The sequence below is a fragment of the Pararhodospirillum oryzae genome, assembly GCF_007992075.1.
Lineage (GTDB): Bacteria > Pseudomonadota > Alphaproteobacteria > Rhodospirillales > Rhodospirillaceae > Pararhodospirillum > Pararhodospirillum oryzae.
The window spans coordinates 34496-55624 of the sequence record NZ_BJZO01000016.1 but is presented as its reverse complement, the minus strand read 5'-3'; the positions used below and the strand labels follow the sequence as shown (position 1 = coordinate 55624).

General features: G+C 67.6%; 14 protein-coding genes and 1 riboswitch. Of the genes, 5 read left to right on the top strand and 9 right to left on the bottom strand.

Going from position 1 to position 21129, the window contains the following annotated elements:
* The 3 genes from ROR02_RS04650 to thiC form a co-directional block, all read right to left on the bottom strand.
* On the bottom strand, positions 1–699 hold a 699-nt coding region (locus ROR02_RS04650; RefSeq protein WP_147162847.1), incomplete at its 3' end, for a right-handed parallel beta-helix repeat-containing protein.
* A gap of 281 nt (positions 700–980) precedes the next feature.
* Positions 981–1799, bottom strand: coding sequence for a hydroxyethylthiazole kinase (gene thiM, locus ROR02_RS04640; protein ID WP_147162846.1), 819 nt, complete (start codon positions 1797–1799; stop codon positions 981–983).
* A gap of 4 nt (positions 1800–1803) precedes the next feature.
* Entirely contained in the window at positions 1804–3690 is a 1887-nt protein-coding gene (gene thiC / locus ROR02_RS04635) for a phosphomethylpyrimidine synthase ThiC (protein WP_456152346.1), read from the bottom strand.
* A gap of 103 nt (positions 3691–3793) precedes the next feature.
* A riboswitch (TPP riboswitch) is annotated at positions 3794–3913 on the bottom strand.
* 399 nt (positions 3914–4312) lie between these two features.
* Between thiC and ROR02_RS04630 the strand changes: the two genes are divergently transcribed.
* On the top strand, positions 4313–6118 hold the full coding sequence (locus ROR02_RS04630) for an LTA synthase family protein (RefSeq protein ID WP_147162845.1): 1806 nt from the start codon (positions 4313–4315) through the stop codon (positions 6116–6118).
* A 112-nt stretch (positions 6119–6230) separates the two neighbouring features.
* On the opposite strand, the gene meaB is transcribed toward ROR02_RS04630, so the two are convergent.
* From meaB to ROR02_RS04615, 3 genes are all read right to left on the bottom strand, one after another.
* A complete protein-coding gene (gene meaB / locus ROR02_RS04625; RefSeq protein WP_147162844.1) occupies positions 6231–7226 on the bottom strand; it encodes a methylmalonyl Co-A mutase-associated GTPase MeaB in 996 nt (331 codons plus the stop codon).
* Positions 7227–7418: 192 nt separating this feature from the next.
* Complete coding sequence (gene scpA, locus ROR02_RS04620) at positions 7419–9617, bottom strand: methylmalonyl-CoA mutase (protein WP_147162843.1); 2199 nt, start codon at positions 9615–9617, stop codon at positions 7419–7421.
* Positions 9614–11710: a methylmalonyl-CoA mutase family protein gene (locus ROR02_RS04615; RefSeq protein ID WP_147162842.1), complete on the bottom strand. Its 2097-nt coding sequence runs from the start codon at positions 11708–11710 to the stop codon at positions 9614–9616. Before ROR02_RS04615 ends, scpA begins: the two co-directional genes overlap by 4 nt.
* A 210-nt stretch (positions 11711–11920) precedes the next feature.
* On the opposite strand from ROR02_RS04615, the gene ROR02_RS04610 reads away from it, so the two are divergent.
* Entirely contained in the window at positions 11921–13468 is a 1548-nt protein-coding gene (locus ROR02_RS04610; protein WP_246135399.1) for a bifunctional metallophosphatase/5'-nucleotidase, read from the top strand.
* 147 nt (positions 13469–13615) lie between these two features.
* Here the strand turns inward: ROR02_RS04610 and ROR02_RS04605 are convergent, their stop codons facing one another.
* Together ROR02_RS04605 and ROR02_RS04600 are read right to left on the bottom strand one after the other, a co-directional pair.
* On the bottom strand, positions 13616–14431 hold the full coding sequence (locus ROR02_RS04605) for a helix-turn-helix domain-containing protein (protein WP_147162841.1): 816 nt from the start codon (positions 14429–14431) through the stop codon (positions 13616–13618).
* 20 nt (positions 14432–14451) lie between these two features.
* Entirely contained in the window at positions 14452–14829 is a 378-nt protein-coding gene (locus tag ROR02_RS04600; RefSeq protein ID WP_147162840.1) for a cupin domain-containing protein, read from the bottom strand.
* 909 nt (positions 14830–15738) lie between these two features.
* Between ROR02_RS04600 and acuR the strand changes: the two genes are divergently transcribed.
* The 3 genes from acuR (at position 15739) to ROR02_RS04585 (ending at position 19538) form a co-directional block, all read left to right on the top strand.
* The gene (acuR, locus tag ROR02_RS04595; protein ID WP_147162839.1) at positions 15739–16398 is read left to right on the top strand and encodes an acrylate utilization transcriptional regulator AcuR; all 660 of its coding nucleotides are present in this window, start codon (positions 15739–15741) and stop codon (positions 16396–16398) included.
* Position 16399: 1 nt separating this feature from the next.
* Positions 16400–17386: an acrylyl-CoA reductase (NADPH) gene (gene acuI / locus ROR02_RS04590; RefSeq protein WP_147162838.1), complete on the top strand. Its 987-nt coding sequence runs from the start codon at positions 16400–16402 to the stop codon at positions 17384–17386.
* 637 nt (positions 17387–18023) lie between these two features.
* Positions 18024–19538 (top strand): MFS transporter, encoded by a 1515-nt coding sequence (locus ROR02_RS04585; RefSeq protein WP_147162837.1) that lies wholly within the window; start codon positions 18024–18026, stop codon positions 19536–19538.
* A gap of 101 nt (positions 19539–19639) precedes the next feature.
* Here ROR02_RS04585 and ROR02_RS04580 read toward each other — a convergent pair whose 3' ends face one another.
* The gene (locus tag ROR02_RS04580; protein WP_147162836.1) at positions 19640–21088 is read right to left on the bottom strand and encodes a tryptophanase; all 1449 of its coding nucleotides are present in this window, start codon (positions 21086–21088) and stop codon (positions 19640–19642) included.
* Between the last annotated feature and the right edge of the window lie 41 nt (positions 21089–21129).

The following is a 21129-nucleotide window of genomic DNA, read 5'->3' as shown; positions in this document are numbered from 1 at the left end:
TTTGGAATCCCGCGCCACCGCGATGCCGTGGATTTTGTTCGCGCCGCAGTCGTTGCGGTCCAGGGTGGTGGTGTCGGTGGAGAAGAGGGCAATGCCGATCCCGTCATTGTCGTGGCAAGTGTTGGCGTGGAGGGTGGTGTGTGTGGCGGGGGTATCGGGGCTTCGGGGATCCCGCGCAATCTCGATACCGTTGCCCTTGTTCGCGCCGCAGTCGTTGCCGTCCACGGTTGCGGTTGTGGTGGAGAGAAGGGCGAGGGCCGTTCCGGCGAAATCCGAGGCGGTGACGGTGCGGATTTCGATGTTGGTGCCCTGGCGGCAGAGCACGCCGGCCGCATGTGTTCCTCCCCCGGTGAGGCGCCCGCCGTGAACCCGGGCGTTGGTCACGCTATCCAACAGAATCAGGGCCGACCACAACGGGTCTTCGTCCGGGCCTGGGGGCTGGGGGCGGCGGGCGTGGATAACGAGGTCGCGCAGGTGAACGCCGGTAAGGCCCCGGGCCAGGAAGACCGGGCCGGCGCCGGCGTGGAGGATTTCCGCCCCCGGCTCGGCGATTACGCTGAGTCCCGCCGACAGGGCTATGGGGATGTCGCCTTCGTATATCCCGGGGGCGAGAACCACCGTGTCGCCGGCCGTGGCGCGGGCCACCGTTTCTTGAATCCCGGCGGTTCCTTCCGCCGGCGCGCATCGCCAGTGTGCCACCCGCGCGTTCCCCCGTCCGAAAGCGTGACTTTCAATCTACCAGGGAATCAGGGGAGTCGCGCGCCTTTCTTGTGTCCGTCGGGCTCCCCTATCGCGGAGTAGTCCGGGCGTGGGCGAGGGCGTCGTGGAAGGCGCGGGCGGCGGCTTCCGGGTCGGGCTGGCCGCACAGGGCCGAGACAACCGCCACCCCCCGGCCACGGCCCGCACCGCCGTTTCCACCATCGAGTGCCGGCGGCATAAGTCGGGATCAAGCACCAGATAAAGCGAAAGATCGATCGGGTTCACGGCTGGTCGGGGGCCGCGAGGGAGGCGTTTTCATATGTCACCAGGGCATCGAGGGCCGCGCCGTTCACGCCGGGCAGGGCGTCGAGGAACGCAACGGCGAACGAGCCCGGGCCGGCGGCGGCTTCGTGGGCGATCCGGCCGGCGGCGCCAAACAGCGCCAGCGCCGCCACCGTGGCCGCGAACGGCTCGCGCGGGGCCACGGCGGCGAAAGCGGCGCACAGGGCGGAGAGCGCGCAGCCCAGCGCCGTGACCCGGGGCATCAGGGGCGAGCCCCCGGCCACCCAGGCGGCGCGGGTGCCATCGCTCACGTAATCCACCGCGCCGGTCACGGCCACCACCGCGCCGTGCTGGCGGGCCACCGCGCGGGCCAGGGCGGCGGCGTGTTCCACCGGGTCGCCGCTGTCCACGCCCTGGCCCTGGCTGCTGCCCCCTCCCAACGCGATGATTTCCGAGGCGTTGCCCCGGATGAGGGTGGGGTGCAAGGCCAGCAGCCCGGCCACCGTCGCGCGTCGGAAGGTGGTCGCCTGGTGGGCCACCGGATCCAGCACCCAGGGCTTGCCGTGGGCCCGCGCGGACTCGGCCGCCCGGTGCATTCCCTCGCGCCAGTCGGCGGAAAGGGTGCCGATATTAATCAGGGTCGCGCCGGCCAGGGCCGCGAACTCGCCCGCTTCCTCGGTCGCGTGGACCATGGCCGGCGAGGCCCCGGCCGCCAGCAGCACGTTCGCGGTGATGTTCATGGCCACGTAGTTGGTGATGCACTGCACCAGGGGCGCGGTGTCGCGCAGCCGGGCGAGCAGAAGGGATGGGGGCGTCATGGCCTCAAGTCTCCTCCTTCACGGGCATGTACAGATCCCCCCCCTTGCGGTATTTCGCGGCCATGGCCGCCATGCCTTCCTTTTGGGTTTGGGCCTTTTGGGTTTGGGCGCGCAGGTCGTGGGACAGGCGCATGGAACAGAATTTCGGCCCGCACATCGAGCAGAAGTGCGCGACCTTGTGGGCTTCCTGGGCCGGGGTCTTGTCGTGGAAGGCGTGGGCGGTGTCGGGGTCCAGCGACAGATTGAACTGGTCTTCCCAGCGGAACTCGAAGCGCGCCCGCGACAGGGCATCGTCGCGCGAGCGCGCGCCCGGATGGCCCTTGGCGAGATCGGCGGCGTGGGCCGCGATCTTGTAGGTGATGACCCCGGTTTTCACGTCGGTGCGATCGGGCAGGCCCAGGTGCTCCTTGGGGGTCACGTAGCACAGCATCGCGGTGCCGAACCACCCGATCATCGCGCCGCCGATGGCCGAGGTGATGTGATCGTAGCCGGGCGCGATATCGGTGGTCAGGGGGCCCAGGGTGTAGAACGGCGCCTCGCCACAGGTGGCCAGCTGCTTGTCCATGTTCTCCTTGATCTTGTGCATCGGCACATGGCCGGGGCCCTCGATCATCACCTGACAGTCCTTGGCCCAGGCGATTTGCGTCAGTTCGCCCAGGGTTTCCAACTCGGCGAACTGGGCGGCGTCGTTGGCATCGGCGATCGAGCCCGGGCGCAGGCCATCGCCCAGCGAGAACGCCACGTCGTAGGCGCGGGCGATGTCGCAGATCTCTTCGAAATGCTCGTACAGGAAGCTCTCGCGGTGATGGTGCAAGCACCAGCGGGCCATGATCGAGCCGCCCCGCGACACAATGCCGGTCACGCGCTCAATGGTCAGCGGCACATGGTGCAGGCGCAAGCCGGCGTGGATGGTGAAATAGTCCACGCCCTGTTCGGCCTGTTCAATCAAGGTGTCGCGGAAAATCTCCCAGTTCAGATCCTCGGCCACGCCCCCCACCTTTTCCAGGGCCTGGTACAAGGGCACCGTGCCAATCGGCACCGGCGCGTTGCGCAAGATCCATTCGCGGGTGTTGTGAATCTGGGGGCCGGTGGAAAGATCCATCACCGTGTCGGCGCCCCAGCGCGTGGCCCACACCATTTTTTCCACCTCCTCGGCCATCGACGAGGCCACGGCGGAATTGCCGATGTTGGCGTTGATCTTCACCAGGAAATTCCGCCCGATGATCATCGGTTCGGCTTCCGGGTGGTTGATGTTGGCGGGGATGATGGCCCGCCCGCGCGCCACTTCATCGCGCACGAACTCGGGCGTCACGATGTCGGGCAAGGTGGCGCCAAAGGCCTCGCCATCGCGCGCACCCGCCGCCCGGGCCGCCTCGCGCCCCTGGTTCTCGCGGATGGCCACGAATTCCATCTCGGGAGTAATGATCCCGGCCCGCGCGTAGGCCAGTTGGGTAACGGCCCGCCCGCCCTTCGCCCGCAGCGGCGGGTGCGACACGGGAAACGCCGGCGTTGCCGGGCCCTCGGTCTCGTTGGTCGCATCCGGCTCCGAGGAGGGGGCCGTGCGTGTCGGGCCGGGCTCCACGTCGCCCCGGGCGGCGATCCAGCCGGCGCGCAGGCAGGGCAGGCCCCGCGTGATGTCGATCACGGCATCCGGGTCGGTGTAGGGGCCCGAGGAATCGTACACCAGTACCGGTGGCTCGCCCGAACTGGGGTGGAGCGCGATGGAGCGCATGGGCACGCGCACGTCGGGGTGGCGCGAGCCGGCCAGGAACACCTTGGTCGAGGCGGGCAAGGCGCCCGTGGTGACCGCCGGACAGGAGTTCGCGGGGTGGGAGCCCGAGGGATCCAGATCCGAAGGCGTGGCGGCGGGCGGGGTCGGGGGACTCATCATGACTCAAGGCTCCTTGCTGGCGAGGCATGGGAGACCCAGTTTCGGACGGGAGGAAGACGGGGAAAAACCAAGGACACCAGCCAGAAAACAAAGGGCATCAGGCCCGCCAGCGTCCGCACCGTCCCTACGCCAGTATGAACTGGATCAGGTTCAACGGGTCGCTGCGCTGCCTTTCGGCCCAGCAGACTCTCAGCCCCTTGGCGGGACGCCCCTGGTGAAGCCCCCACTGTGCCCGCCCCCCGGAGGCTTGTCAATCAACGCCGGGAAGGCGCACGCAAGGGTGGTGGCCAGGGCACTCGGGTGAAGCCCTGGATGCCCTTGAAAGAGGGGTCCTCAACGCCGCGACGGCGGCGCGCGGCCCCTGCCGCATGAGTCAAGCGCACGGAGTGCGCGCCCAACGCTTGAGGGCATCGGACAAACGCCATGACAATCGGTTCACTCGATTGCCATGGCGTGATGGCTTTCCCCGCTATCCTGGGGGCGCGGGGTGGCGTATGGTCGGGGCGTCATACTTCTGTAATATTCAAATGGGTACCGAGTTGCGGATATCGGGGCAAGGGCGATCAGCGCCGGCGGTCCGGGAACGCGCTCAGGTGTTTTTACGAACAACAGAGGGGTACTAATGTCCTTTTCCTGGCGTCCGGTCGCGCGGTTTCTTGGTCCCCTGGCCGCGATCGCGGTGATTTACCTTGTGTTGCAAGCGGGGATTGACAGCGTTCTGGGGGTGGCCTTGTGGCGCGGGGCCCTGATCCGGGATCTGGGGCTGACCCTGGCGCTGGCCGCGCCGGCGCTGCTGCTCGCGCGCTCGCGGGTATGGTTCGTGGGGCTGGCCGCCGTGCTGTTGCTGGCCCTGCACGGGGGCAACGCCCTCAAGATCCGCATTCTTGGCGGGCCGATCATGCCCGACGATCTTTATGCCCTGCGTTCGCTGGTGCTGATCCTTGATAACCAGCGGCTGGCCCTGGCGGCTGTGTTCGTGGGCATTCTGGGGCTGGTCGGGGCCCGCGCCCTGACCTTTCGCGGGCGCCGCGCCCGGGCCGGGCTGGTCGCCTTGTGCCTCGTTGCCCTGCCGGTGGTGGCGAGCCCCAAGGCCACGGTGGGCGCGCTTGATGACCTGCTGGGCAACATCGTGTGGGACCAGCGCACCAACTACGAAAGCCGGGGGCCGCTGTTGCACATGGCCCAGGAAACCGCGCGTCACCTGGCCCACCTGAGCCCGCCCCCTCGCTGGGAGGCCGTGCGCACGGCCCAGGCCTTCTTGCATTCCAACGTGGTCAGCGCCCATTCCTCCGAACCCGCGTTCCAGGCCCAGGCCCCGTCGCGCCCCGTGGTCATGGTCGTGCTGGAATCCTTCTGGGATCCCTCGGTGCTGAAGAACGCGGGGCTGAGCCGCGATCCCCTGGACGAACGCTTCCGGGCATTGTGGGAGGCGGCCGGACACTCGCAGGCCCTGGTGCCCGTGTTTGGCGGCTATACCGCCAATTCCGAGTTCGAGGCCCTGTGCGGGTTTCCCATCGCCGAGGACACGGTGTTTTTCGAAACCCGGCTGCATAACAAGGTGCCGTGCCTCCCCCGTCTGCTGAGCGAGGCCGGCTACGCCGCCACCGCGTCGCACCCCAACATCCCCGTGTTCTGGAACCGGGTGAACGCCTACGACCGGGTGGGCTTCAACGCCTACCGTTCACGCGATGATTTCGTGCTGGACGACATGCACGGCGATTACCTGAGCGATGCCTCGTTGTACCGTCAGGTCCTTGACACCTTGCGGCCGATGCGCGAGTCCGGCACGCCTACGTTCACCTATATCCTTACCTTGTTCGGCCACCTGGATTTTCCGCTCAACGACGCCACGCCCCGGGTTGTGCGCGCGGCCGGCGGCGACGAACTGGTCGAGCGCTACGCCAATACCGTTTACGAAAAATCCCGGGCGTTCATGGCCTTTCTGGAAGAGGTCTACGCCCGTGATCCCGAAACCCTGGTGGTGGCGTTTGGCGATCACCTGCCGTACCTGGGCCCGGATTTCCAGGCCTATCAGGCGTCCGGGGTTCTGGCGGCCGACCGCGCCGAGTTCGACGACCGCATGTTCCGCGATCTGGTCGCCACGCCCTTGCTGATCATCGATGGCTCGCGTGGGCCGCTGCCCGTGGGCGCGCTGCCCTTGTACCAGGTGCCGGGCCTCGTCCTTTCCCTGCTCGGTCTCGACGCCTCGGCCCCGCTGGCCCTCACCCGCCCGCCCGACGGCGTGGCGCTGCGCCCCTTGCCCGGGCTCCACGTGGCCCTGGATTCCGACGGCACCGTGCACGTGTGCCGCCCGCCCGTGTTGTCGGAAACCTGTTTGGCCGAACAGGCGTGGCTCGACAAGGTCGATACCCTGTCGCGCGACCTTTTCCTGGGCCAGCAGCACGTCTTGCAGATCCGGGGGCAGTAGGGGAGGGGCCCGGCTTCCCGGGTCCCGGGGCCGAGGCCCCGGGCTCGGGAGCGCGAGGGGCGGGACGCCTCTCGCCCGGGCGAAGGCCGGACCTCGCGGATCCGGCCGCCCCTTACCCTTCCGCCGTGACGCCGAAGGCTTCCAGGATGCGGGTGGCGGCCAGGGTGGCGGTGGTGGTGCCGGAAACCACGCCTTGCGACAGGGTGGGGAGCAGGGCCCGCACATCCGGGTGGGCGCGCACGGCGTCCTTCAGGCGGTCCTCGACCATGGCCCACATCCAATCCACTTGCTGGGCGCGGCGGCGGGCGGCAAGGGCGCCGTTGGCTTCCATGCGGGTGCGGTGTTCGCGCACCATGTCCCACAGCTCGGGGAGGCCGGCGCCCGACAGGCCGGCGCACGACACCACCGGCGGCGTCCAGTCAGGATGCGCCGGGGTCATGATCGACAGCGCTGCCCGGTATTGGGTGACGGCAAGGCGGGCCTTGTCGCGGTTGGGGCCGTCGGCCTTGTTGACCGCGATCATGTCGGCCAGTTCCAGAATGCCCTTCTTGATGCCCTGCAACTCGTCGCCGGCCCCGGGCAGCATCAGCACAAGGAAAAAGTCCACCATGTCGGCGACCAGGGTTTCCGACTGGCCGGTGCCCACGGTTTCCACCAGCACCACGTCGTAGCCCGCCGCTTCCACCACGATCATGGTCTCGCGGGTGGCGCGGCCCACGCCGCCCAGGCGCCCGCCCGAGGGCGAGGGGCGGATGAAGGCGTTGGGGTCCACCGACAGGCGTTCCATGCGGGTTTTGTCGCCCAGGATCGAGCCGCCGGAGCGCGACGACGACGGATCGACCGCCAGCACCGCCACCTTGCTGCCCTGGGCGGTGAGCTGGCAGCCCAGGGCCTCGATGAACGTGGATTTGCCCACCCCGGGCACGCCGGAGAGGCCGACGCGGTGGGCGTGGCCCGAGAACGGCAGCAGGTGGGTGAGCAGGGTCTGGGCCAGGGCCTGATGGTCGGGACGGCGGCTTTCCACCAAGGTGATGGCACGCGCCAGGGTGGCCCGATCGCCGGCGCGCACGCCGTCCACGTAGGCCTGGAGGGAAAGGGGAGCAGCCATGACGATCCGTGAGGGGGGAGGAAACGAAAAACGGCCACCCCGGGCAAGGGGCGTGCCCTTGCGCGCGGTCCTTGAAACGGCGGCCGGCGGCGAAGCCAGGGCGAGGCCCAAGGCGCCGGGGGCGGAGCCCGGCGAGGCCCGCCCAGACCGGGCGGGGGGCGGGTCGCGCCCGTCCCCCGGAGTGCAAGGGCCTTACGCCGCTTTCGGCGCGTAGCCCAGGGCCAGGTTCAACTGGGCCAGCAGGTCGCTGGCCGCTTCGGCGATGTTGGTGCCGGGCGGGAAGATGGCAACGGCGCCGGCCTCGCGCAGGGCGTCGAAGTCCTGGGGCGGGATCACGCCGCCGACCACGACCAGGATGTCCTCGCGGCCCAGCTTGGCCAGCTCGGCCCGCAACTGCGGCACCAAGGTCAGGTGCCCGGCGGCCAGCGACGAGGCGCCAACCACGTGGACGTCGTTTTCCACCGCCTGGCGCGCCGTTTCCTCGGGCGTTTGGAACAGCGAGCCGATATCCACGTCGAAGCCCAGGTCGGCGAACGCGGTGGCGATCACCTTCTGGCCGCGATCGTGGCCATCCTGGCCCATCTTGGCGATGAGGATGCGCGGCCGGCGGCCGTCGTTGGCTTCGAACTCGGTGACTTGCTTCTTCACCCGGTCAACCGCGCCGCCCATGGTGCCCACCTCCGCGCTATACACGCCGGAAATCGCGCGGATCTCGGCCTTGTGGCGACCGTAGACCTTTTCCAGCGCGTCCGAGATTTCGCCCACCGAGGCCCGGGCGCGGGCCGCGTCCACGGCCAGGGCCAGCAGGTTGCCTTCGCCGGATTCAGCGGCGCGGGTGAGCGCGTGCAGCTTCTGTTCGACGTCGACCGCGTTGCGTTCGGCCCGCAGACGCTCCAGCTGGGCGATCTGCTGGCGGCGCACGGCGGCGTTTTCGACCTTCAGCACCTCGATCGCGGCGTCGGATTCCACCTGATACTTGTTGACGCCCACCACGGTCTGCCGGCCGGCGTCGATGCGTGCCTGGGTGCGGGCCGCCGCTTCCTCGATGCGCATCTTGGGGATGCCGGTTTCGATGGCCTTGGCCATGCCGCCGCTTTGCTCGACTTCCTGGATATGCTCCCAGGCGCGGGCGGCCAGATCGTGGGTCAGGCGTTCCACGTAATAGCTGCCGCCCCAGGGATCGATCACGCGGGTGGTGCCCGATTCCTGCTGCAAGAACAGCTGGGTGTTGCGCGCGATGCGGGCCGAGAAGTCGGTGGGCAGGGCCAGCGCCTCGTCCAGGGCGTTGGTGTGCAGCGACTGGGTATGCCCCTGGGTCGCCGCCATCGCCTCGATGCAGGTGCGGGTCACGTTGTTGAACACGTCTTGCGCGGTCAACGACCAGCCCGAGGTCTGGCAGTGGGTGCGCAGCGACAACGACTTGCTGTTCTTGGGATTGAACTGGTGAATCAGCTTGGCCCACAGCAGACGCGCGGCGCGCATCTTGGCCACTTCCATGTAGAAGTTCATGCCGATCGCCCAGAAGAACGACAGGCGCGGCGCGAAGGCATCGATGTCGAGGCCCGCCGCCATGCCGGCGCGGGCGTAGTCCACGCCGTCGGCCAGGGTGTAGGCCAGTTCCAGGTCGGCGGTCGCGCCGGCTTCTTGCATGTGATAGCCGGAAATCGAAATCGAGTTGAAGCGCGGCATGTTTTGCGAGGTGTACGCAAAAATGTCGCTGATGATCTTCATCGAGGGTTCGGGCGGATAAATGTAGGTGTTCCGCACCATGAACTCTTTCAGGATATCGTTCTGGATCGTTCCCGAAAGATCCTTGGGGCTGACGCCCTGCTCCTCGCCCGCGAGGATGAACAAGGCCATGATCGGCAAAACGGCGCCGTTCATGGTCATGGACACGCTCATTTTGTCGAGCGGGATCCCGTCGAACAAGGTGCGCATGTCCAGAATGCTGTCGATGGCCACGCCGGCCATGCCCACGTCGCCGGCCACGCGCGGGTGATCGGAATCATAGCCCCGGTGGGTGGCGAGGTCGAAGGCCACCGACAGGCCCTTTTGCCCGGCCGCCAGGTTGCGGCGGTAAAAGGCGTTGGATTCCTGCGCCGTGGAGAAGCCCGCGTACTGGCGCACGGTCCACGGCTGGTTCACGTACATGCTGGGATACGGCCCGCGCAGGAACGGGGCCAGACCCGGCCAGGTATCCAGGAAATCAAGCCCGGCCAGATCGGCGGCGTGATAGAGCGGGCGCACGTTCAGGTGTTCGGGGGTTTCCCACGCCTGGGCCTGGGGGTCCGATCCGGTGGCGGCGGCAAAACGGGCCGTCCACGCCTCGGCCCCGCCGGCGGCGGCACCGCCATCCAGGTCGATACGGGAAAAGTCGGGGATGCCGGTCATGGGGTCGATCCTTCAACGGGCAGGCCAAGGTGGGCGTGCAGGTCGCGCAGCGTGCCCAGCACGTCGCACCCGACGAAAATGTACTGGTCGATGCCGGCGGCCTTCCAGGCGTCGGCGGCCTCGCCGGGGCGCCCGGCCAGGTACAGCCGGCCGACCCCGGCCGCCTTCAGGGCGCGGGCCAGGCTTTCGGCCTGGGTCGCGTAGCGCTCGTCGGTGGCGCACAGCACGGCCACGCTGGTGCCGCTGGCCTTCCAGGCGGCCACGGCCTCGTCGTCGCTTTCCAGGACACCGCCGGGAAGGCCCTCGATGCCGCCGGCCTCGAACAGGTTGCGGGCAAAGGTGGCGCGCCCCGTGTGCTCGGACACCGGGCCCAGGGTAACCAGGAACACGCCGGGCCAGGCGCCGGTCTTGTCCTTGTGGGCGTCGGCGGCGTCGCGCAGGGCCTCGAAGTCCTCGCCCAGGGTGTGCGGGCGCACCGGCACCACGCAGGCCGCTTCGCCATCCGACAAGGCAGCGCTCAGCGCGCCCAGGGTGGCGCCCCGCGCCGCCGCCAGGATGGCGGTGCCGGTGTCGGCCACCTCGGCGGCGGCCGCGCGGTCGGCGGGCAGGCGCGCGCACCGGGCGGCGCGCAGCGCGTCGAGGTCCACGGCCACGGTCTCGACCGGGGCTTCCTTGAGGTTGGGGAACTCGTTGAGGCCGGTCAGCGCGTCGCGCCGGGTGGCCACGGCCTTGGCGCGGCCGGTCCAGGTTTCCTCGATCCGCGCCGGCCAGGATCCATCCGCCAGCACGGCCAGCAGGCCGCCGGCTTCCTCGATCCCCTGGAAGCGGCTCCAGGCGTCGCGGGTCAGGTGGTCGGTCAGGGTTTCGACGTACCACGAACCACCGGCCGGATCGATCACCCGCCCGACGTTGCTTTCTTCTTGCAACAGGATCTGGACGTTGCGCGCGATGCGTCGGCTGAAGTCCCCGGGGATGCCCAGGGCGCTGTCGAACGGCGCCACGGTCAGGCTGTCGGCCCCGCCCACGGCGCCCGCGAAGGCGGCGACGGTGGTGCGCAGCATGTTCACCCACGGATCGCGCCGGCTCAGCATGCGCCGCGCCGTGGTGGCGCCCACGCGCACGCAGCGCTCGGCCTCGGGGACGGCGCAGGCTTCGAGCACCCGGCCCCACAGGCGGCGCAACGCGCGCAGCTTGGCGATGCCCATGAAGAAGTCGGCGTCCATGGGGATCGAAAACACGATCTGCCCGGCGGCGGTGCCCAGGTCCAGGCCGGCCTTTTCCATGGCGCGCAGGTAGGCGATGCCGGTGGCCAGCATGGCGGCCAGGGTCTGGATCTCGCTGGCACCCCCGTCGTGGTAGGGGGCGCCGTCCACGCCCACGGCCGTGACCTTGGGCCAGGTGGCGGCGGTGTGGGCGGCCAGGGCGCCCACGCGCTCCAAGGCGCGCTCGGCGCTCATCGGCAAGGCGCCCACCCGGGCCAGGGTGCCCAGCGGATCGGCGTTGAACGCGCCCAGGGCCTTGCCCGGGGCCACGTCGCGGCGTTCCCACAACGCGCCCAGCAAGGCGGCGGCGGGCTCGAACGCCGCGCCGGCCTGCAGGGCAACGGGCGCGATGTCCAGATACACGCCGGCCAGGGCGCGGTCGAGATCGTCGAGGTCGGCGATCATCACGCCGTCCACCCCCACCAGGGGGGCGGCGGCCGGGGCATCGGGGTCGAGGCCCAGACGCCCGGCCATGTCCAGGCGCAGGCTGACGCTGGTGGCGCCGCGCTCCAGATCGCTCAGCAACAGGCGGTTGGCCTCGGCGGCGTCGGGATGGTCAACGTCCTGGCGCACGTCCCAGCCCGAAACGGCCGACCCGGCGGCGGTGGCGCCCCGGGTGAAGGGCACGCCGCCCGGGAAACCCGAGGGGTCGTCGGTGCCCGGCCAGTCGAGTCGGGTATAGAGGGGCTGAAGAACAAACCCCTCGTGCGTGCGCGTGACCATCTTCTTGTCGAACGGCGCGCCCTTCAGGGCCTTGTTCACCTGGGCCAGCCAATCCTCTTGGGTGGCGGCCGGAAAGTCCGCGGCCAGCGCGAGGGTATGTTCGGTCATGGGATCCTGATCACTTGTCAGTCCAAGGGGCAGCGGCCACGGTGGCGCGCGCCGCTTCCAACCATAGCAAACGGGCCGCCAGCCCTTCAATGGGAGAAGACCGCCTCAATTGTGGTTGAAGAAGGCCTCTTTTACCGGATCTTCCCTTGGGGCACAGTCCAAGGGCGAGGGGTTTTCATCCAAATGGGAGGCATCTTGATGAGGGAGTCCATGATATTGCGCATGCGAATACCAGGATTGACCGTCGCGGGCGCCCTGCTGCTGGCGGGGACGATGCTTTTCCCCGCCCTGGCCGGCGCCGCCGACCTCCGCGCGCCGGTCACGGTGCGCCTGCTCCACGTCAACGATGTGTACGAGGTCGCGCCCGATCGCCAGGGCCTGGGCGGGCTGGCCGAGCTGAAAACCCTGGTTGGCACCGAACGCGCCCGCTCCGGGGCCGATCAGGTGCTGGTGACGTTTGGCGGCGATCTGCTGTCGCCTTCGCTGCTGTCCAGCCTGGATCAGGGCGCCCACATGCTGGTGGCGCTGAACGAGGTGGGCGTGGACGTGGCCGTGCCCGGCAACCACGAATTCGACTTCGGGGCCGGGGTCGCCGCCCGCCTGCTGGGGGGCTCGCCCTTTCCCTGGCTGCTGGCCAATGCCCAGGATCCCACGGGCGCCCCCTTCGCCGGCCTCGCCCCCACCATGCTGAAAACCGTGGGGCCCTATCGGGTCGGTTTCCTGGGGGTGCTGACTCCCGATACCGAAACCCTGTCCAGCCCCGGCGCGGGGATCACCTTCCAGCCGGTGGAAGAACGCGCCCGCGCGGCCGTGCAGGCCCTGAAGGCCCAGGGCGCCGACGTGATCATTGCCCTGACCCATCAGGACATGGCCGACGACCGCAAGCTGGCCGACGCGCTGCCCGAGGTCGATGTCATCCTGGGCGGCCACGATCACGAAATCCTGGTGTGGGGCGACGACGGCCGCCTGATCGTCAAGGCCGGCAGCGACGCCCGCACCCTGGCGGCGGTGGACCTGCGGGTGAGCGAGCATGAAGGCAAGGAAGGCCCGGTGCTTGATCTGGTGCCCGCCCTGCGCCTGATCCCCAACCAGGGCCAGACGCCCGATCCCGCGCTTGCCCAGCGCATCCAGGGTTGGGAAAAAGCCCTGGACGACAGCCTGGGCCAGCCCCTGGGGGTGAGCGTCAAGCCCCTGGACAGCCGGCGCGCCGTGGTCCGGGGCGAGGAAAGCACCGTGGGCGATCTGATCGCCGACGCCCTGCGGACGGGCACCAGGGCCGACGTCGCGCTCACCAACGGCGGCGGCATCCGGGGCGACAAGCTGTACGAGGCCGGAACGACCCTGACCTTGCGCGACGTGGTCACCGAACTGCCGTTTGGCAACGTGGCCGTGGTGCTGACGCTCAGCGGCGCCGATCTCCGGGCCGCCCTCGAACACGGTTTCTCGGGCGTGGAAAACGGCGCCGGCCGCTTCCCGCAGGTCTCGGGCATGAGCGTGACCTGGACCCCCGACCGTCCCCCCGGCCAGCGGGTGCTCGCGGTCACGGTCAACGGCCAGCCCCTGCAAGACGGGCGCGCCTATCTGGTCGCCACCAACGACTTCATCGCCAACGGCGGCGACGGCTACGACATCCTCGTCAGGGCGCCTCGCCTCGTCGACGCCAGCGCCGCCCGCCTGATGACCACCCTGGTTGGCGAGTACATCAAGGCCCAAGGTACCGTGGACCTGGCCCCCGAAGGGCGGCTGGTGAAGCGGTAGGAAAGGGAAAGGGAGAGGGAAAGGGAGAGGGAAAGGGAGAGGGGAAAAAGCCGGGGAGGCGAGGCGCGGTCTCCCCGGACTCCTGATCCGCGCACGAGAGCGGGAAAAGCCGTGAAGGCCTTCGTGGCCGTGCGCGGCACGGCTGCTTCATGTCGTGTCGAGGGTGAGGGAGCGGCGGGCGAAGGCCGGCTTCCGGTTTTCCCGGGGCCGCATCTGTCGTGCCCACGCGCCGGGCGACACCCCCATCAGGCGGCGAAAGGCGCGGGTGAAATGGCTTTGGTCGGCGAAGCCGGTGGCGGCGGCGACGTCGGCCATCGCGGCGCCTTGCAAAATAAGGCCCCGGGCCTGGCGCAGGCGGGCTTCCAGGCGGTGTTCGGCCGGCGTCATGCCCCAGGTTCGCCGGTAGAGCCTGTGCAGATGGGAGGGCGACAGACCCACCCGGCGGGCCAGCTCCGCGAGAACAAGGCGTTCCTCAAGCCGGCCAACCGCCTCGCGCCGTGCCGCGTGCACGGGGCCGGGGGCCAGCGATGCCCTTCGGGCTGTCCCGGCGAGAGCGCCGGTCTGCTTCGACAGGGCTTCCATCAGGCCGGGCGCCGGCGTCCTTCCCTCCTCGATACAGGCGAAAACGGCGTCGAAAACCTGGTTCCAGGCGCTCTCACGGATCAATCCCGCGCTCCAGGCGGGCGCGTGGACGAAACGGGGAGGAAGAACCAGAACCCGGTGCCGGCCCTCTTGCGCCGCCGCCCAGGCGTGGGGGGTGTCGGGCGGGATCGCAAAGCCGTCCCCCGGGCCAAGGGACACGTCTCCAGCGTCGAGGTGGAGCGTGCGCGTGCCGCAATCGACCCGCCCCAGAATGAGGGACTCATGGGTATGGCGGGGCGTGGCGGCGGATCCCCCCTCGACCCGCACGGTGCCGATGGTCCCCGTTTCGTCGGTTCCATGGAACACCCGGTTGCCCATCATGCCTTCCTTGACGCGCCGGATCAGTTGATCGCGGGGGAGAACACCGCCATCACCACCATACCTTCCTGTCCCGCCGTCAGCGAGTGAAGGGTTGCCTGGGGGATCACCATCAAGGCGCCGGGGGCGTAGTCCACCACCTGCCCGGCGAGGTTTGCCTGTCCGTTGCCGCTGACCACGAAATGCTGCTCGACCTGTCCTTCGTGGACATGGGGCAGCATCGCCCCGCCCGGGGCAATCCGGACCATGAGGGTGCTGAAGGCTCCCCCGGTCGCCGCGCCCGTGACGAGCGCCTTCACCTCAACCCCGGGAAAGGTCGGGTGCGCGCTCCAGCCGGCTTCGGCCGCCGTCGGCTGGCGCCGGTTTCCCTCGGCCAGACGATTGATCAGTGTTGTTGTCATGTCCTTCCTCCTGACGCCCTGTGGTGCGGCATCGGCCCTACTGTCGCGCGGAACGGATGGGGGAGACTTGAAGGATCTTGCGCTTTTTTACCACCGGGAACAGGGACCCCCTGCCTTCGCAGGCGGGAGCGGCAGCCCTTGCAAGGTCGCAACGCCTTGTTCCCGGGGTCTGAAATTTAGAAGGCCCCCGGCCGGCGGAGGGATGCCGGGCCTGGGGGCCTTGGGGTGACCAACGACGTCGGGCTGGGCTAGAACCCTGAGCTGGTCTTCCGAGGGCTTCGGTTTCACCGGGAGGGATCGGTGTTGCGTCGTCCTCATGGGCTTATCTTCCCCGTTTTCCGCCCGGCCGTCAACATCTTAATCCGACCATAATGGTGGGGGAAATGCCTCAATCGTGCCCCGGCTCTGCCTTCATGGCCGGGCTCCGGCCTCCCCAGGCAGGAGTGCGGAGGGCGGCAGTCCTTGTAGGGCCGCAAGGCCTTGTTCCCGAGGCCTGAAATTTAGAAGGCCCCCGGCCGGCGGAGGGATGCCGGGCCTGGGGGCCTTGGGGTGACCAACGACGTCGGGCTGGGCTAGAACCCTGGGCTGGTCGTCCGAGGACTTCGGTTTCACCGGGAGGGATCGGTGTTGCGTCGTCCTCATGGGCTTATCTTCCCCGTTTTCCGCCCGGTCGTCAACATCTTAATCCGACCATAATGGTGGGGGAAATGCCCCAATCGTGCCCCGACTCTGCCTTCGTGCCGGAGGCTGGCCCGGCCCGGCCCCGCCTCCCTGGGTGGGAGCGTGGAAGAAACGTGGATGAGGACAAGAATCCGGTGCTGGTTCCCGGGTGGTTTCGCCCAAGGGTAGGGCGCCAGGGCGGTGAAGTTTCCCATTGATTTTTTGAGACGAGCGGTCTAATAAATGTGCATGAACCAGCCAGACCCCAAACTCCGTAAGCGTGGCCGGCCTCCGAAGGACCCTGACGCACTCGGATCAACCCGCGACAAGCTGTTGCGGGCCGGCGTCTCCATTTTAACCGAGAAGGGCTTCAGTGCCGTGGGAATAGAAGAAATTCTATCCACGGCTGGGGTGCCAAAAGGATCATTCTATCATTACTTTGATAATAAGGAGAGTTTTGGTCTGGCTCTAATAGATTCCTATGCAGAATATTTTAATCGTAAGTTGAGTTATTGGTTTGAGAGGGTGGATCAATCCCCGTTGCAGAGGTTCAGGGGATTCATCGCCGACGCTCGCGAGGGAATGTCTCGTCACGATTTCCGCCGTGGGTGCCTGGTGGGCAACCTCGGGCAGGAGATGGGCGTTTTGCCCGAGAGCTTCCGCCAGCGGATTTCAGGGGTTTTCGCGGATTGGGAGGCGCGAACGGCGGATTGCCTGCGCGCGGCGTGCGCGGCAGGTGAAATACCGCAAGGCGCTGATTGCAACGAATTGGCGGTCTTTTTTTGGATTGGTTGGGAAGGGGCGGTCCTGCGCGCGAAACTTGAGCGGAACGCGGATGCGCTCGACGCCTTTTCCCAAGGTTTTTTCAAGCTGTTGGGGGCGTTCCCTCAAGCAACGGAAAGGCGATGAGATGTTCAGGGCGATCATGATTTCAAAAGACGAGGCTGGGCACCGTGTCGCGTTGAGCGAGGTGGATCAAGACCAGTTGCCCGACGGCGACGTGACCGTCAAAGTGCAGTGCTCGACCTTGAACTACAAGGACGCCCTGGCGATTACCGGGAAAGGGCCTGTCGTGCGCAAATTCCCGATGGTGCCCGGCATCGATTTCGCCGGGGTGGTCGAGCAGTCGGACAATCCGGAATTTCATGCGGGTGATCGTGTCGTTTTGAATGGCTGGGGTGTGGGGGAAGTGCACTGGGGCGGTCTCGCGGAGCATGCCCGAGTGAAGGGAGACTGGCTGATCCCGCTTGACCCGGCTTTCAGCCCCGAGCAGGCCATGAGCATAGGAACCGCCGGGTACACGGCAATGCTGTGCGTGATGGCGCTGGAAAAGCATGGCGTCATGCCCGAAAGCGGCGAAATTCTCGTGACGGGCGCGGCAGGGGGCGTTGGGAGCGTGGCCACCGCCATTCTCGCGAAACGAGGCTACACTGTCGCCGCGTTGACCGGTCGGCCCGAGGAAGCGGGGTATCTGAAATCACTCGGCGCTTGCCGGATTGTCGATCGCGCGGACTACAGCGCACCTGGCAAGCCACTCGCGAAAGAGCAATGGGCGGGGGCTGTGGATGTGGTCGGCGGGCAAGTCCTGGCAAACGTTTGCGCCGCCATGAAATATCGCGGGGTGGTCGCGGCGTGCGGCCTTGCTGGCGGCATGGCGTTCCCCGCTACCGTTGCGCCCTTTATCTTGCGGGGGGTGACCTTGGCGGGTATCGACAGCGTGATGTGCCCCAAAGCCGAACGGATCGAGGCCTGGAGGCGTCTCGCGGTTGATCTCGACCCCGCCTTGCTCTCGTCCATGATAGAGCGCATCGCCCTTGAAGACGTCATTCCCGCCGCCGAGCGTCTCATCGCCGGCACGGTTCGCGGTCGCGTCATCGTTCCCATTGCTTCGGCTTGATAGGCGATTTTCAGCCGGAATGGCTACCGTTTCGGCGGTTTGAAAATGCGATGGTTCAATACGGTAGAGCGCATTCACTGATCCGGTTTGATCGAAATGCGCTCTGGACGTTTGTTCCGGCCAGCACGTCGGAGCAAGCATCGTGTTGCCGCTGAAGGGAGAAAGAGGGCACCGGAGCCGTCGCGACAGAGGCGCTAGCCCTCGCGAGGCCTTCTTCCCAAGGCCCGGAATTTTGAAGGCCCCCGGCCGGCGGAGGGATGCCGGGCCTGGGGGCCTTGGGGTGACCAACGACGTCGGGCTGGGCTAGAACCCTGAGCTGGTCGTCCGAGGGCTTCGGTTTCACCGGGAGGGATCGGTGTTGCGTCGTCCTCATGGGCTTATCTTCCCCGTTTCCCGCCCGGTCGTCAACGTCTTAATCCGACCATAATAGTGGGGAAAATGCCTTAATTCCGCCCTGGCTTCGCCCCGGAGAAATCCTGGGCCCGGGGAGGGGGCGGTTATTCCACGCGGCGCGAGCCTGCTTTGTCCCGCCGGCTGTTCCGGCGGGTTCCGGATCACGAAAGCGATGATCAAGCAGGCGCTCAAGCCGCGTTTGTCCTGGTGGCCATGGGCCGCCTTGTTTCTCAAAGGTGATGGAATGTCTCGGTTTCACCGCCGATGGTTTGTTTTGCTGGCCGTTCTTCTTGCCTTCCTGCCCGTGATTTTGGACATGACCATTCTGCATATCGCGGTCCCGTCGCTGTCCCTGGCCCTTGGCGCGAGCGCCACGGAGATCCTTTGGATCATCGACATCTACCCCCTGATGATGGCGGGCCTGCTGGTGCCGATGGGATCGCTCGCCGATCGGGTGGGGCATCGCCGCATGCTGCTCACGGGGTTGATGGTGTTCGGAGGGGCGTCCCTGGCGGCGGCTTTCGCGCCGACGGCCTTGCTGCTGATTGGCGCGCGCGCGCTGCTGGCGGTGGGAGCCGCCATGATCATGCCGTGCGTTCTGGCTCTCATTCGCCAGACCTTCGAGGATGACAGGGAGCGGGGCGTCGCGCTGGGCCTCTGGTCCACGTTCGCCGCCGCGGGCGGGGCGATGGGCCCCTTGGTTGGCGGCGCGCTTTTGGAGCATTTCTGGTGGGGTTCGGTGTTCTTGCTGAACGTGCCGGTGATGCTGGGCGTGTGGTCGTTTGCCTTTGCTGTCTTGCCCCGGCGCGTGTCCGGGGGGCTTGGGTCGTGGAATATCGGCCAGGCCCTTGTTCTGATCGTGGGTCTGATCACGGTGGTTTATGCCATCAAGGCAGCCTTCAAGGCGGATAACGCGCCGTTGCTCACGGGATTGTGTTTCCTGGTTGGCGTTTTTTTGCTTGCCTGGTTCGCGCGCAAGCAGGTTTGTTCGCGCTCGCCCATGCTTGATCTGTCCTTGTTCACCAGGCCGGCGATCGCGGCCGGCATGGTGATGGCGATCGTGGTTTCCGGGGCGCTGGCAGGGGCGGAACTGACCATTGCCCAGGAACTGCAGTTCGTGGTGGGCCTTTCGCCCCTGCAAGCGGGGATGTTCATTTTGCCCTTGATGATCGCGTCCGGGGTTGGCGGGCCGTTCGCGGGGTCGATCGCGGCCGCGATCGGCTTGCGTCCGGTCGCGGTTGTGTCGCTGCTTGTCGCCGCGGCCAGCCTTGCCGGCCTGGGGCTGAGCGATTTTCAAAGCGGGCACTGGAGCATCGTCGCGTTGCTGGCCCTTCTGGGCTTCGTGCTGGGCATCGGGCTGACCGCCTCGTCCATCGCGATCATGGACAGCGCTCCGGCCTCCAAGGCCGGGGCGGCCGGGGCGCTTGAGGGCACGGGGTACGAGCTTGGCGCGGGGCTTGGCATCACCGTTTTTGGTGTCTTGCTGGCGGCGAGCTACCAAAGCGCCATCGAGGTTCCGCAAGAACTGGTGGAGCGGATGGGGCCGGCGCCCTTCGCCTCCATCGGCGAGACCATTGCCGCCGCCGCGCTGGCCGGCGAGGAAGGCGCGGCCCTGATCCAAAGCGCCAACGCGGCCTTTGTCTCGGCGCACGCAACGGTGCTGCTGTCGGCGGCGGGGACGATCGCGCTGGTGGCCGCCGTGGTCATGGCCGCGCTGCGCACTGTCCCGTCGGCCCGCCGGGATCGGCTGGCGTCCTGACGCGGGACCTGGGGAGGCGGAGCCTGGAGAGGCACGGCCTGGAGAGGCACGGTCTGGGGAAATCCTGCCTCCCCAGGCCGTGCACGCCCGGCGTTCCGATCTTACAAGCTGTCGCCGAAGTCGGCGCGGAACTTGGCGATCAGGGCGGCGTGCCAGTCGGTGGTGGTTTCCAGCTTGCCGAAGAAGAAGCGCAGGAGCTTGGGTTCCTCGACGAAGCGCAGGCCGCCGACCAGGGCGCGGTTTTCGTACAGCCACACGATGCGATCGACGGCGTACTTGACCTGCGACAAGGTGAACACGCGCCGGGGCATGGCGAGGCGCAGCAACTCCATGTTGGAGTAGGTTTCGTTGCCCTCGGCGTCGCGCTGCTCGGAAACCGAGCCGCGCTCCATGCCGCGCACGCCGCTGACCAGGAACAGGGCCGAGGCCAGGGCGCCGGCCGGGTACTGGGTTTGCGGCACATGATCAAGGAAGCGCATGGCGTCCAGGTGGCAGCCCAGGCCGCCGGGCGGGGTGATCACCGGCACGCCCTGGCGGTCCAGGTCGTTGACCATGTATTCGATGAACTGGGGCCCTTGCGAGACCATGTCTTCGTCCATGGTTTCGTCGAGACCCACGGTCAGGGCTTCGATTTCGCGGATGGACATGCCGCCGTAGGTCAGGAAACCTTCGTACAGCGTGACCAGCTCGCGCATCTTCATGTAGTGGTCCTGGTTGCGCGTGCAGATGCCGCCGCCCCGGGCGCAGCCGAGCTTGCGCGCCGAGAAATAAAGAACGTCGGCCATGTCGGCGATGATGCGGGTGATCTCGCGCAGCGACAGGTTGGCCGCCTCGGGCTCGCGGGTCTTGATGAAGTACAGGTTATCGGCCAGCAAGCTGGCATCGAACACCAGCATGACGCCGTGGCGATCGCACACCGCGCGCACCTCGCGCAGGTTGGCGAGCGAATGGGGTTGGCCACCGATCAGGTTGGTGCCGGTTTCCACGCGCACGAAGGCGATGCGCTCGGCCCCGTGGGTCTTGATCAGGGCTTCCAGCTTGCCCACGTCCAGGTTGCCCTTGAACGGGTGGGTGCTGGTGACGGCCAAGCCCTCGTCGATCAGCAGTTCCTCGACCGTGCCGCCATTGAGGACCACATGGGCCTTCGACGTGGTGAAGTGGTAGTTCATGGGCACGATCGTGCCCGGCTTCACGAACACGCGCGAGATGATGTTCTCGGCCGCGCGGCCCTGGTGCACCGGCAGGAAGTATTCCGTGCCGAAGATCTCGCGGATTTTCTCTTCCAGCTTGGCGTAGGTTTCCGAGCCGGCGTAGCTGTCGTCGGATTCCATCATCGCGGCCAGCTGCCGGTCGCTCATGGCGTTGACGCCGCTGTCGGTGAGCATGTCCAGGTAGATGTCGCGGTTGCGCAGCAAGAACGTATTGTTGCCCGCCGCGCGGATGGCTTCCAGGCGACGCTCGATCGGGACCAGGTTCAGCTTCTGGACGATGCGGACTTTGTGCATTTCCAGGGGAATCCGTTCCCCCGAGTGGAAAGTAACCGTAGACATCCGGACGCGACTCCGTCAAAGGGCTGCACGGGGAAGGCGCC

Coding starts and splice junctions, on each gene's coding strand:
- thiM (WP_147162846.1), bottom strand. CDS start 1,799: ATGACGCCCCCATCCCTTCTGCTCGCCCGGCTGCGCGACACCGCGCCC.
- thiC (WP_456152346.1), bottom strand. CDS start 3,690: ATGATGAGTCCCCCGACCCCGCCCGCCGCCACGCCTTCGGATCTGGAT.
- ROR02_RS04630 (WP_147162845.1), top strand. CDS start 4,313: ATGTCCTTTTCCTGGCGTCCGGTCGCGCGGTTTCTTGGTCCCCTGGCC.
- meaB (WP_147162844.1), bottom strand. CDS start 7,226: ATGGCTGCTCCCCTTTCCCTCCAGGCCTACGTGGACGGCGTGCGCGCC.
- scpA (WP_147162843.1), bottom strand. CDS start 9,617: ATGACCGGCATCCCCGACTTTTCCCGTATCGACCTGGATGGCGGTGCC.
- ROR02_RS04615 (WP_147162842.1), bottom strand. CDS start 11,710: ATGACCGAACATACCCTCGCGCTGGCCGCGGACTTTCCGGCCGCCACC.
- ROR02_RS04610 (WP_246135399.1), top strand. CDS start 11,921: ATGATATTGCGCATGCGAATACCAGGATTGACCGTCGCGGGCGCCCTG.
- ROR02_RS04605 (WP_147162841.1), bottom strand. CDS start 14,431: ATGATGGGCAACCGGGTGTTCCATGGAACCGACGAAACGGGGACCATC.
- ROR02_RS04600 (WP_147162840.1), bottom strand. CDS start 14,829: ATGACAACAACACTGATCAATCGTCTGGCCGAGGGAAACCGGCGCCAG.
- acuR (WP_147162839.1), top strand. CDS start 15,739: ATGAACCAGCCAGACCCCAAACTCCGTAAGCGTGGCCGGCCTCCGAAG.
- acuI (WP_147162838.1), top strand. CDS start 16,400: ATGTTCAGGGCGATCATGATTTCAAAAGACGAGGCTGGGCACCGTGTC.
- ROR02_RS04585 (WP_147162837.1), top strand. CDS start 18,024: ATGTCTCGGTTTCACCGCCGATGGTTTGTTTTGCTGGCCGTTCTTCTT.
- ROR02_RS04580 (WP_147162836.1), bottom strand. CDS start 21,088: ATGTCTACGGTTACTTTCCACTCGGGGGAACGGATTCCCCTGGAAATG.